This is a genomic window from Pseudoalteromonas sp. S3178, assembly GCF_005886985.1.
In the GTDB taxonomy this organism is placed as follows: domain Bacteria; phylum Pseudomonadota; class Gammaproteobacteria; order Enterobacterales; family Alteromonadaceae; genus Pseudoalteromonas; species Pseudoalteromonas carrageenovora.
Window position 1 is genome coordinate 1 of the sequence record NZ_PNCW01000006.1, and the last position, 11525, is coordinate 11525.

Below are 11525 nucleotides of genomic sequence, written 5' to 3' on the forward strand. Positions count from 1 at the left end.
TTGATAGTTGAATTTGCAGCAGTATGTTTGGTTTTAAGGCAAGGCAGAGCCTATGAAGTGTGGTTATTCCCCATAAATAGGCGATAACGCAGCATAAATGCCAAACATGCGCTGCCCTTCGGGTTCTGCCTAGGGGCGATAAACTCTTTGTTACTCGGTTTTTACTTAGCCCACTAGGTTACAAACCTCGCGCCGCGATTTAATCGCCCCTAGATTGAACAAATTTCAATCCGCAAAGAACAACACGCCCTAGAGTAATTAAATAACCTACAATCTAGCCCTCTCGTGTTTTTAAGTTGAACAGGTATACTAGCGGCATTGTTTTAAATGGTCATAAAGATGATAAAAATAGACTTAATGCTAGCCGAACAGCCTTTTACAATAATGTTTTCGGGGCAACAAATAGTACAAATATTTCATAATCAACAAGCAATCTCTTTTGACAACCCTCGAGAGAATTATTATCAATTTAATTTAGATAACAAGCTTATTGGGATCGACAGTACAGAGGTAAATAATCAATCAATTTCGTTATTTGTTAATGATGTATTTGCTACTCAACTTGCTTTACCAAATCCTGTAAATAACACACCTAAAAAAGGCTTTTTAGGACTGGCGGCACTGGGCTTTAAGTTATTTAAAAGTGCAAAAGTAATTAAGGTGGCGCTAGCGGGGGCATCGGTTGCTGGCTATGCGTGGCTATTTAGCATTGAATTTGCGCTGATGCTTATTGCGTGTTTAGTAGTGCATGAATATGGGCACGTAAGAGCCATGAAATACTTTGGCATAAAAACCAAAGGTATTTACCTTATTCCCTTTGTAGGCGGGCTTGCTGTAAGCGACGATAAAATAACAACTCGCTGGCAAGATGTGGTTATATCACTAATGGGCCCTGCATTTGGCTTATTCACCTCTGTACTGGGTGTGGTTTTGTATTACGCCACTGAAATGGACATATTTGCAGGTGTTGCGGTATTAAGCGCACTACTTAACTTATTTAACCTACTACCTATTTTACCGCTAGATGGTGGGCATGTATTAAAGAGTATCAGCTTTTCTATGCGTTCATGGATTGGCCTAAGTGTGTGTTTACTCGGTGTGTTATTTGGCTTATGGCTTAGTTATACATTTGGTTTAATGTTACTGGTATTCTTTTTGTTTGTAGGCGCACTGGAAATTGTATTTGAATGGCGAGGCCGTCATTACTCGCATTTATTACCGCTTGATAAATACGGCCAAGGCTTTTCAGGCGCTATGTACGCTTTTGTAGTTGCAGGCCACGTGGCAGTGATGATGCACTTTGCAGACTCTGAAAACCCAATACTTAGCCTACCGATGACGATTTTATCGAGCTAGTATTTTTTGTTTGCCAATAATATAAGTTTATTTTGTGCATTAATAATCTGTTTTTTAAGTTTTAATGTTGATTTATTGTTAATTGAATTCTAGTGTAATATAAATTAGAACAATATTAGTGAACCAACAGGATGTTATTTAGAAAGGAAGCTGTCGCTCAACAAAGTGAGCGTTTAACAGGAGTGATTTCGCTAGCACAGCCGCTATCGATAAAGTTTACTGTATTTTTTTTAGTATGTATTTCGATTGTAGTGGTTGTCTTTTTATTTACAGCTGAATATTCACGCAAGGAAACAGTACGGGGATTTTTAATACCTAATAAAGGGATAATACAAAGCTTTGCTAATCAAGGTGGTATGATTGAGCAGCTATTTGTAAAAGAAGGTGATGCCGTAACTAAAGGTCAGCCTTTGGCGACCATCATTGTGCAGCAAAATAACAGCCAAGGCATCGCCTTGAGTACCCAGCTTGTTGAGCAGCTAAGTATGCAAATACTACTGCTTAATGACGAAGTAACACAAAACCACACTCTACAGAAGCAAGAATCACTTAACTTGCAAGCGCAAAAACGTGCACTTACTAATGAGCAAGCCGCATTACAAGGCCAACTTAAACTTACCGATGAAAAATTAGCCTTACTTAGCCGCCAACAAAGTAATCTTAACCAGCTTAATAAAAATGGCTTTTTATCAAACATTGAGCGTGAGCAACAACAGCAAGCTTTGTTAGATGTTAAGCAAGAAAAACAAAACCTAGCGCGCTTGCTGATGCAGCAAGAAAACCAATTAAGTCAACTTAGCTTTAATATTGCCAACGTACCCCAGCAATATACGCTGCGTATAAATAGTCTTAAACGCCAACAAGCGGATATTAAAAACCAGCTCACACAAATTAAAAGTAACTATCAATATACCATAACAGCCAGCAACAGCGGTGTTATTACTGGTATTCAAGTGGTTGAGGGTGAAACACTCACCCAAGCAAAACCGCTACTGCATATTATTCCTGAAGGTTCTGAGCTGGTGGCTGAGTTGCTATTACCTACCCGCTCAGCAGGGTTTATTGCGCTTGGTAACGATACGCGCTTGCGTTTTGATGCCTTTCCTTATCAACGTTTTGGCTTTATTAATAGCAAAATTAGCCGTATTGATAAGGCATTGATTACACCAAACGAAGTGCGTTTACCTATTTTGCTGCAAGAGCCAGTATATCGCTTGCGAGCAACGCTCAGCCAGCAACAAATGCAGGCTTATGGTAAGGCGTTTGAGCTGAAAAGTGGCATGTTGTTTGAGGCAGATATTATGTTGGAGCAGCGCACATTAATCGAGTGGTTACTCGAGCCACTGTACAGCCTAAAAGGGCGGATAAGTTAAGTGTGGCGTTTTATAAAATAAAGAAAAATTTGAAAGTTTTGGTGGTTTGCTAAAGGCAAAAAACCGAAAAAGACGGCCAGCTTTAGTTAACTTTAGCGAGCAGCTAAAGCCAGCCAATTAATCGCTCACCTTTATTGTAAAGGTTGAGCATATTAACAACCCGATGACTTAACTAAAAAGCATCGGACTTATGGAGTATAACATTATGCGTGAATTAAACGTAAATGAAATTAAAGAAGTGAATGGTGGAGTGAGGGGTTTTATTATCACTTATATAGCAGGTAAAATTTTAGATGCTGCTATATCAGCAGATTGGAGTAAAGCAAGTCATAACTCAAGTAACCCAATGGCAGCTACTAACCGTCTTTAATTAGAGTCTGAATGATTAAAGGTTAAATACCTAATCTACAAATTCCATATTTAACCTTTTATATAGAGAAAGCATTGAATTGTATTGACGTTTGAGGTGTGTGTATTTTGAATATATTCTTTTATTTAGTAGCTTCTTTTTTCATTTTTTTTATTCCGACACTCTTAGCTGAGGTTACTGTAAGGGTTATTTCAAGCTACTACAATCGACTCAGTCTAGATTTATTACCTTATCTCTCGATTTCTATATCTATTATTTTCTTTATTCCTATTTTGTTTACAGTGACTCCAGGGAGGGGGTGTAAAGAAAGAGTAAAGTTTTTAGAATTAAGAAAAGTGACTTTTTTAAATTTATTATGCCTTTTCTTTGTGATGGTTTGTCTTTGGCTTTTTTTCGGGTATGTCGGCGATTATTTCCTTTTAGAAGGGGAGAGGTTTATGTCCGAAGCGACGACATTAACGAGTGGTGTAGCTTCGTTAGCTATCTTATTATTTGCTGCTTGTGTTGCGGCTCCTCTAATTGAAGAGCTTGTTTTTAGAGGGTGGTTATATAAAAAAATAGAATTTATTCAACCACATGTAAGAATTTCTGTTATAGCAATCATTTTCAGCTTAATGCATTGGCAATATGAATGTGTTCATACTTTTATATCTATTTTCTTAGTAGGTATGTTCCTTGGCTATATTAGATTAATTTTTAATAACTTGTCTTATGCGATACTAGCTCATGCTATTTATAATTTATTTGCATTTATTGCGTTGTTGTAGATTCAAGATCTCTGATTATAAAAAGTTATTGGGAACGCTCTATATTTTCTAAAGCATAGGTTAGATATTTATTTAATTTAAGTTGAGATCCATACTTTGTTAATTATTACTTAGTGACAAATTTCTAGTATTGCAATAGGCAGAACATGAATGAATTAAATTTTACTCTTACTAAAAATATACCACTTATCCTTCAATCCGAAATAGCTGAATGCGGCCTAGCCTCTGTGGCAATGGTGGCAAGTTACTACGGCCATAAGCTGGATATGCCTGCCATGCGAAAGCGCTTTTCTGCTAATTTAAAGGGTATGAATTTACAGCAACTAATTGAGCTGGGAGATAATTTAGGGCTAGCGAGTCGTGCGCTACAATGCCCGCTTGATGAAGTGCATAAACTACAAACGCCGTGTATTTTACATTGGGATTTAAATCACTTTGTAGTGCTGACTAAAGTATCAGGCAAAGGTGCTGCGGCTAAATTTGCTATAAACGACCCAGCTGTGGGTAAACGCAGTTTAAGTAGTGATGAATTTAGTAAGCACTTTACCGGCATTTGCTTAGAGCTTACGCCAACCAGTAAATTTGAAGCTAAACAAGAACAAGCTCGAATGAAGTTTACCCAGCTTTGGAGCACCATGAAGGGCTTGAAAGCGGGGTTACTAAAACTCATTGCGTTGTCTCTGGTATTGCAATTATTTGCTTTGGTAGCCCCTTACTATATGCAGTGGGTGGTGGATGAAGTCTTAATCAGTTTTGATAAATCGTTATTAACGGTACTTGCCATGGGTTTTGCCCTTATTGCGATTATTTCGGTGGTGACTAATGCGGTGCGAAGCTGGTTGATTTTACGGCTTTCCAGCCTTTTGAATATGCAGATGGGGGTTAATTTACTCAGGCATTTATTGCGACTACCGATGAATTATTTTGAGTCGCGCCATGTCGGTGATATTGTGTCGCGTTTTGGCTCATTAGCACAAATACGTGAGCGTATTACCACTGGGTTTGTAGAAACACTGGTCGATGGCGTGATGGCCATTACAGTCCTCATTATGATGCTTATTTATTCGTTGAAACTTACTGCGGTAGTTCTCGGCGCAATTGTCCTTTACACCTTAGTACGTTTAGCGCTGTATAGGCCGCTGCACCAAGCCACCGAAGAAATGATTCAATCATCTGCCAAAGAGCAATCGAACTTTTTAGAAAATATTCGGGGTATGCAAACTATAAAATTGTTTGGTAATGAATCGCAGCGCCAAGGCATTTGGCAAAACCGTTATGCTGAGGTAATAAATAGTGAAATTCGCTTAGGACGATTAAACATAAGTTTTGATTCATTTAATAAACTGCTATTTGGCCTTGAAAATGTATTAGTGATTTACTTTGCTGCACTACTAGTTATGAGCAATAGCTTATCTGTAGGTATGGTACTGGCGTTTATTGCTTATAAAAACCAACTGACTAGCCGCTTTGCCAACTTAATTGAGCAAATTATTCAATTTAAAATGATGCGCTTACACTTAGACCGTATCGCCGATATTGCACTCACGAAACAAGAAGCTAATCGTGACAGTGAAATGGTATATACAGGTGATGACGAAGGTAAAGTTAAAGGCCAGCTTACGCTCGAGAATATTTGCTTTAGTTACAGTGAAGAGCAAGTACCGATTTTAAATAATGTTAACTTAACCCTAAAAGTGGGTGATTCTATTGTGATTACCGGGCCTTCTGGTGCAGGTAAAACCACGTTGATGAAAATTATGCTGGGGTTATTACAGCCGACCTCGGGTAAAGTGCTGCTGGATGGTAAAGATATCACCCAGCTTGGCCTTAAAAATTACCGCAAACAAATAGCCGCGGTGATGCAGAATGACACTTTATTAGCTGGCTCAATCGCCGATAACATCAGCTTTTTTGACCCTCAGCCCAACTACTTAAAAATAGAGCAGTGTGCCCACCATGCCGCTATTCATGATGATATTACCAAAATGACAATGGGCTATAACTCATTAGTGGGTGACATGGGGTCAAACTTATCGGGTGGGCAGGTACAGCGGTTATTATTAGCGCGTGCGTTGTATCAATCGCCGTGTGTGTTATTTATGGATGAAGCGACTAGCCATTTAGATAAGGATAACGAGGCGAAAATAAGTGAGCAAATTCAGCACTTACCAATCACACGGATTATGATTGCTCATCGCCAAGAAACTATTAATATGGCTGGCAAAGTCTATCATTTAAATGCAGGTGAATTAGTGGACTTAGGCCAGCAAGGTGAAAGTGCTTAAAATGATCAAGGCGTGTATATTACCCGCCTCTCCATTATGCTTGCCGTTAATAGAAGCTCAATACCAGCGATATAAATACCCCCGTTACAAATAGCTGCACTACACAAAACCCCATGATATCTTTTGCTTTTAAGCCTGCTATTGCCAATACGGGTAATGCCCAAAAGGGTTGAATTAAATTGGTCCACGCATCGCCCCACGCAACAGCCATAGCAACGCGTGATATATCGGCGCCCAGCTCTTGCGCTGCGGGTATAACAATAGGTGCTTGTACTGCCCATTGGCCGCCGCCAGAAGGTACAAACATATTAACGAGTCCTGCACTTATAAAGCTAAAAAATGGCAAGCTATCGGCATCTGCTACGGCAATAAAACCACCTGATATTTGCTGCGCTAAACCGCTATCGACCATAACGGCCATAATCCCTGCATAAAACGGAAATTGAATAACAATGCCTGCGCCGCTAGGAATTGCTTGATGCAAGCTATTAAGCAAGTTATGTGGTGTTTGGTGTAATGTAATGGCTAAAAACAAGAACACCGCTATAACGCTATTAAGATTTAAGCTACCGCCTGCAAATATAAAGTAATACGCCAAATAACACAGACCGAGCAAGCCAATTGCTATGCCAAGCAGTTTACTGTGTTCTAAATGTTGTGCCGGGCGGGTTATGCTTTCATTATGAGCGGGGGATTCTTTTATTAGCGCTGGGTCTACATATACGCTGTTTTTACCACTGGGTAGCATGTAGCGGTTAACCAGCGGCATAATAATAAATAAGCCAATTAATATTGCTATGTTAAAACCAGCAAACAGTGTTTGTTCAGTACTAATTATACCAATGCTACTTTGTGAAAAGTGCCCCTCGGTAGCAATGGTGAGCGGGATAGAGCCTGCTAAACCGCCATGCCATACTACAAAGCCCGAGTAGGCACTGGCTACTAACAACCTGTAATCAACCTTTGTTTGCTTAGCAATGGCTTTAGCAAATAAAGCGCCAATTACTAAGCCAAACCCCCAATTTAACCAGCTTGCTAATAACGAAATAAGCGTGACTAAAATAATGGCTTTTGGCGCTGTATTGGCAAGCGTAGCTAGTTTTTCTAATAGTTTATTTATAGGCGGTGTACTTGCCAGCATAAAGCCGGTAATAAGCACTAACAGCATTTGCATGGCAAAGCTCAGTAGGTTCCAAAAACCACTCCCCCATGTGTTAATAACTTCAATACTGGTTGAGGGGGTAAATAGGCTAGCGCCTAGTAAGGTAATAATGCTTAGCAATATTACAAATATAAAGGGATCGGGTAAGTAGCGCTCTACTAATTTAGTAAATGGTGTGGCAATTTTATTTAGCATAGTGTGTCTGTGTGTTTTTTATTCTTAATATAATTAATCATGCTCTTAGCTGATTAGCAAACCCGCATTTAGTCTTATATTGGTCGGGGTGGTTTATCTATAAAAGTTGACCGAATTTTAATCCTAGAAGGCCAACAGCTCCTACTTAAAAGCTTAAACGTTGCTTAAAAGCATGGCTTACAGTAACGTACTGTTTATAGATAATTTACTAACAAAGATTTTGTATTATGCCGGTAATATTTAAAAGGCTAGCGCTACTTGTTCGAGCTCATATTGATCAGTTGAGTTGGCAGGCTGTAGCACTTGCAATATTAACTCACATGTTACTAACGTGGGGGCTATTGTACGTAGCTAATGAGCAAGCGCTTACATCGTTTACTACCTTTTTTTACTACTACACAGTAACAACCTCAACCGTAGGTTATGGTGATTTTAGCCCAACTAGCGAGCTTGGGCGCTGGGTTGTAGCATTAATACAAATTCCGTTTGGTTTAGCTTTATTTGGCGTTCTGTTAGGAAAAACAGGGCAAACAGTAACTTACTTAATTAGGCGCGCTATGACTGGTGATAAAAATTTTGCTCACAGTAACAACCACATCATTATTTTTGGTTGGCACGATACTCGTACAAAAAAGATGATTGATTATATTCTTGCCGATACCAAGCGCACCGACCGCCGTATTTTATTGGCGGTTACTGAGCAAATGGATCACCCGTTTTTAACTAACGAAAACGTCGATTTTGCCCGCCTTACAAGCTTTACTGATTTAGAAGAGTTAGAGCGTGTTGCAATAAACCGTGCCGATAAAGTGATTATTGATGGCCAAGACGACGACCAAACATTTACAACGGCGCTGCGTATTAGTCGTTTAGTTAAAAAAGAGTGCCATATAAGCGCTCACTTTTTAGATGAAACCAAAGTAGATATGCTGCATGAGCATTGCCAAAATGTAGAGTGCAGCAGTGCTAAATCGGCAGAGATATTAGTGCGTTCAATGCAAGATCCTGGCTCAAGCCGAGTACAAGAAGAACTGCTTTCTACTTTGCATGGCGATACTCAATTTAGCTTAGCGATCCCCGAGGGTTGTAGTGATATGGAATTTGGCACTTTATTTCATCATTTTAAGCATGACTACGATGCAATTTTATTAGGCGTAGCGCATAACTTAAGTGCACAAAATATGGATTTAAACCCACCACTTGATTACAAAGTAAGTGAAGGCGATATATTACACTATATCGCGCTGGAGCGTGTTTTAACTAGCGAAGTGGATTGGCAGAGCTTGGCAAAATAATGAATGAAGTTGTATTTTTAATTATTATTTTAAGCGCTTATATTTTACCTGTCGTTATAGTAGTAAATAGTAAGCGCACCCAAGGCCACGAAAAAAACGGCTGGCTAATAGGCGTTATTATATTTTCGTGGCTTGGGCTTGTAATGTACTTTGCTATTGTGCCAAAGCATGGTCGCAAGAAAAGAAAGAAGAAAAAATCGTCATAATATTATTCTAATTGCTTAAGTTTATGCTCTATTAGTGGGTCGTCAGGCACAATTTGCTGTGCGACCTCCAATAGCTGAATCGCATCATTGGGGTGTTCATCTTGATGTTTAAGCGCCACATCAATTAATGGTTGAATATCAATTTTGGCCTGATGCTCCTGTACGTGCACTTCTTTTTCGTCGGCTAAAATTTTATGTGCAGTACTTAGTAATGCTAAGCGGTGAGGAGAGCTTGCATTAGCCTTATTTAGGCTCTGATAATACTCTTCTTTTAAACGCAGTGTTTTGGTTTGCAGGCGAAATTGCGCAATATCAATTTGCTGGTGGCGAATAAAATCAACGGCTACTTGTTTGTAAAACCCAAACTTAGTTAGGTAGCTGGCATGAGTGCCGTGCCCCATACCAAATACGCGCAAGTGCGTAAGCTGTGGGTAACGCTTAGCATGTAAGCGGTCTATTTTATTGGTTGGATCATAAATTATATAGCCCTTAGCATGGCCTAGATCTAGATCGTTGTACTCACTTTGCCAATCAAACTGTTGTGCAAGCGCAGTGCTTGAGCGATTATCCCACGGCACTATTTCGGAATTTTTAGTACTCACAGGGTGAAAAAACAAAACCTGATCGAGCTTTAATAATTTAGCAAATGCACCCACAGCAAAACCACCGCGGCTTAAGCCATAACCTAAGCGACATTTAAATGGTTCAAGTAACGTTGCTAGCTGCTCTAAAAAGAAAATTAAATTACGGCTTCTAAACCAATTACTTTTTCCTAAATGCTGAAATGAAATTACATTAACGTTTTGTTTTTGCGCTAAGTGATAGCCCCATGGGGCAAAGTCATCGGTTAGATCTTGCTCTTGAACATTGGTACCTGCGGGGGAGAAAGTAAAAAGCAGGGGTTTATTTAAATCAACAAAGTCGTATTTTACATACACATCGCCGAGTAAGTCGCCACCACACATAGGCAGCTTAGTTTGTTGTTCATCACGACAAAGCGTTAACCATTCATCTAACCAATACAGTAATTTCATTAATCCCCCAATTATATCTCGCGGGGATCGTATCAAACCCGGCTAAAAGAGGTCAAACATAGCCAGGTTGTAAGCTAGGTAAATGTTTTTAATTGCTCATAGCTATTATTTCTTGCCAATCATTGTGCGTTACTGGCATGACTGAAAGGCGACCTGCTTTTTTAAGCGCGAGCTCGGTTATTGCATTGTTAGCTTTTATATTTTTTAAGCTAACTAGTTTATTTAAATGGCTCTTATATGTTACTTCAACAACAAACCAGCGCGGTTTATCACTAGTGGATTTTGCATCATAGTAGTCGCTACTTAAATCAAACTGTGTTGGATCTGGATAGGCTTCTTTTGTCACTGTGGCTATGCCTACAACACCAACGTGCTTGCAACTTGAATGGTAAATCATTACTTGGTCGCCTAGCTTTATATCATCACGCATAAAATTACGCGCTTGATAATTACGTACACCTTCCCAAAGTGTGGTTTGGTTTGGTGCATTTTTTAAATCATTAATTGAAAATGCATCGGGTTCTGTTTTAAACAACCAATAAGACATAGTGTCATTCCTAACAAAGATTTACATAGTTGTAGTCTATAGTATCATTAACTTATCTGGGGATTGAGGAAGAAATAATGAGCCAAGTATTAGATGATTTATTGTCGTTGTTAACGCTTGAAGAAATCGAGCAAGGTTTATATCGTGGGCAAAGCCAAGATTTAGGTTTTAGAGCTGTATTTGGCGGTCAGGTTATGGGGCAGGCGCTTTCTGCTGCAAAAGAAACATTACCTGAAGGGCGAATAGTTCACTCATTACATTCTTACTTTTTACGCCCAGGTGATGCAGCTAAGCCCATTGTCTACGATGTAGAAACCATACGTGATGGAAAAAGCTTTAGTACGCGCCGTGTAAGCGCTATTCAATACGGTAAGCCTATTTTTTACATGACTGCGTCTTTTCAAGGTGAAGAAGAGGGTTTATCGCATCAGGCAACTATGCCAAATGTGCCGCCACCAGAAGAGCTGCGTTCATCACTTGAATTTTACCAAGAAAATGCTGCACATATTCCAGAGGTAATTCGTAATAAGTTTATTCGCGAAATGCCAATTGAAATGCGCCCTGTGACTTTTCATAACCCATTTAAGCCAGAAGCGATAGAGCCTGTAAAACATATTTGGTTTAAAGCCAATGGTGAAATGCCGGACGATCAGCGCATTCATAATTACTTACTTGCTTATGCTTCAGATTTTGAGTTTTTGCCTACTGCGCTTCAGCCACACGGCGTATCGTTTATGCAGCCAAATATGCAAGTCGCGACAATTGACCATGCTATGTGGTTTCACCGCTCGTTTAGATTAGATGATTGGATTTTATATACAATCGACAGCCCAAGCGCTAGCTCAGGCCGAGGATTAGTAAGAGGGCAGTTTTTTGACCGACAGGGCAACTTAGTTGCCTCAACAATACAAGAAGGGGTTATGCGCCAGCGCTAA

General features: G+C 39.5%; 11 protein-coding genes. 8 read left to right on the plus strand and 3 right to left on the minus strand.

Annotated elements, in window-relative coordinates; genetic code table 11:
* The first annotated feature begins 339 nt into the window (after nucleotides 1-339).
* The 5 genes from CWC11_RS01220 to CWC11_RS01235 all read left to right on the plus strand — a co-directional run bounded on the left by CWC11_RS01220 (nucleotide 340) and on the right by CWC11_RS01235 (nucleotide 6151).
* The gene (locus CWC11_RS01220) at nucleotides 340-1356 is read left to right on the plus strand and encodes a site-2 protease family protein (RefSeq protein ID WP_138681262.1); all 1017 of its coding nucleotides are present in this window, start codon (nucleotides 340-342) and stop codon (nucleotides 1354-1356) included.
* A 131-nt stretch (nucleotides 1357-1487) separates the two neighbouring features.
* Nucleotides 1488-2729 carry a beta-barrel domain-containing protein gene (locus CWC11_RS01225; protein ID WP_138681263.1) on the plus strand — a complete coding sequence of 414 codons (1242 nt, stop codon included), beginning with the start codon at nucleotides 1488-1490 and terminating at the stop codon, nucleotides 2727-2729.
* 205 nt (nucleotides 2730-2934) lie between these two features.
* Nucleotides 2935-3099: a hypothetical protein gene (locus tag CWC11_RS22760; RefSeq protein WP_171038384.1), complete on the plus strand. Its 165-nt coding sequence runs from the start codon at nucleotides 2935-2937 to the stop codon at nucleotides 3097-3099.
* Nucleotides 3100-3206: 107 nt separating this feature from the next.
* Nucleotides 3207-3866: a CPBP family intramembrane glutamic endopeptidase gene (locus tag CWC11_RS01230; RefSeq protein ID WP_138681264.1), complete on the plus strand. Its 660-nt coding sequence runs from the start codon at nucleotides 3207-3209 to the stop codon at nucleotides 3864-3866.
* Between the two features lie 146 nt (nucleotides 3867-4012).
* Nucleotides 4013-6151 carry a peptidase domain-containing ABC transporter gene (locus CWC11_RS01235; protein ID WP_138681265.1) on the plus strand — a complete coding sequence of 713 codons (2139 nt, stop codon included), beginning with the start codon at nucleotides 4013-4015 and terminating at the stop codon, nucleotides 6149-6151.
* 46 nt (nucleotides 6152-6197) lie between these two features.
* On the opposite strand, the gene CWC11_RS01240 is transcribed toward CWC11_RS01235, so the two are convergent.
* Nucleotides 6198-7508, minus strand: coding sequence for a short-chain fatty acid transporter (locus CWC11_RS01240; RefSeq protein ID WP_138681266.1), 1311 nt, complete (start codon nucleotides 7506-7508; stop codon nucleotides 6198-6200).
* Between the two features lie 227 nt (nucleotides 7509-7735).
* Here CWC11_RS01240 and CWC11_RS01245 point away from each other — a divergent pair, with 227 nt between their 5' ends.
* Complete coding sequence (locus CWC11_RS01245) at nucleotides 7736-8803, plus strand: potassium channel family protein (protein ID WP_138681267.1); 1068 nt, start codon at nucleotides 7736-7738, stop codon at nucleotides 8801-8803.
* Nucleotides 8803-9009 (plus strand): PLDc N-terminal domain-containing protein, encoded by a 207-nt coding sequence (locus tag CWC11_RS01250; protein ID WP_058549196.1) that lies wholly within the window; start codon nucleotides 8803-8805, stop codon nucleotides 9007-9009. The genes CWC11_RS01245 and CWC11_RS01250 overlap by 1 nt, the downstream gene beginning before the upstream one ends.
* Nucleotides 9010-9011: 2 nt before the next feature.
* Here the strand turns inward: CWC11_RS01250 and CWC11_RS01255 are convergent, their stop codons facing one another.
* Both CWC11_RS01255 and CWC11_RS01260 read right to left on the minus strand, forming a co-directional pair.
* Nucleotides 9012-10043 carry a cytosolic protein gene (locus CWC11_RS01255; protein WP_138681268.1) on the minus strand — a complete coding sequence of 344 codons (1032 nt, stop codon included), beginning with the start codon at nucleotides 10041-10043 and terminating at the stop codon, nucleotides 9012-9014.
* Nucleotides 10044-10131: 88 nt separating this feature from the next.
* The gene (locus CWC11_RS01260) at nucleotides 10132-10590 is read right to left on the minus strand and encodes an EVE domain-containing protein (protein WP_138681269.1); all 459 of its coding nucleotides are present in this window, start codon (nucleotides 10588-10590) and stop codon (nucleotides 10132-10134) included.
* Nucleotides 10591-10667: 77 nt separating this feature from the next.
* On the opposite strand from CWC11_RS01260, the gene tesB reads away from it, so the two are divergent.
* Nucleotides 10668-11525, plus strand: coding sequence for an acyl-CoA thioesterase II (tesB, locus tag CWC11_RS01265; RefSeq protein ID WP_138681270.1), 858 nt, complete (start codon nucleotides 10668-10670; stop codon nucleotides 11523-11525).

Coding starts and splice junctions, on each gene's coding strand:
- CWC11_RS01220 (WP_138681262.1), top strand. CDS start 340: ATGATAAAAATAGACTTAATGCTAGCCGAACAGCCTTTTACAATAATG.
- CWC11_RS01225 (WP_138681263.1), top strand. CDS start 1,488: ATGTTATTTAGAAAGGAAGCTGTCGCTCAACAAAGTGAGCGTTTAACA.
- CWC11_RS22760 (WP_171038384.1), top strand. CDS start 2,935: ATGCGTGAATTAAACGTAAATGAAATTAAAGAAGTGAATGGTGGAGTG.
- CWC11_RS01235 (WP_138681265.1), top strand. CDS start 4,013: ATGAATGAATTAAATTTTACTCTTACTAAAAATATACCACTTATCCTT.
- CWC11_RS01240 (WP_138681266.1), bottom strand. CDS start 7,508: ATGCTAAATAAAATTGCCACACCATTTACTAAATTAGTAGAGCGCTAC.
- CWC11_RS01245 (WP_138681267.1), top strand. CDS start 7,736: ATGCCGGTAATATTTAAAAGGCTAGCGCTACTTGTTCGAGCTCATATT.
- CWC11_RS01250 (WP_058549196.1), top strand. CDS start 8,803: ATGAATGAAGTTGTATTTTTAATTATTATTTTAAGCGCTTATATTTTA.
- CWC11_RS01255 (WP_138681268.1), bottom strand. CDS start 10,043: ATGAAATTACTGTATTGGTTAGATGAATGGTTAACGCTTTGTCGTGAT.
- CWC11_RS01260 (WP_138681269.1), bottom strand. CDS start 10,590: ATGTCTTATTGGTTGTTTAAAACAGAACCCGATGCATTTTCAATTAAT.
- tesB (WP_138681270.1), top strand. CDS start 10,668: ATGAGCCAAGTATTAGATGATTTATTGTCGTTGTTAACGCTTGAAGAA.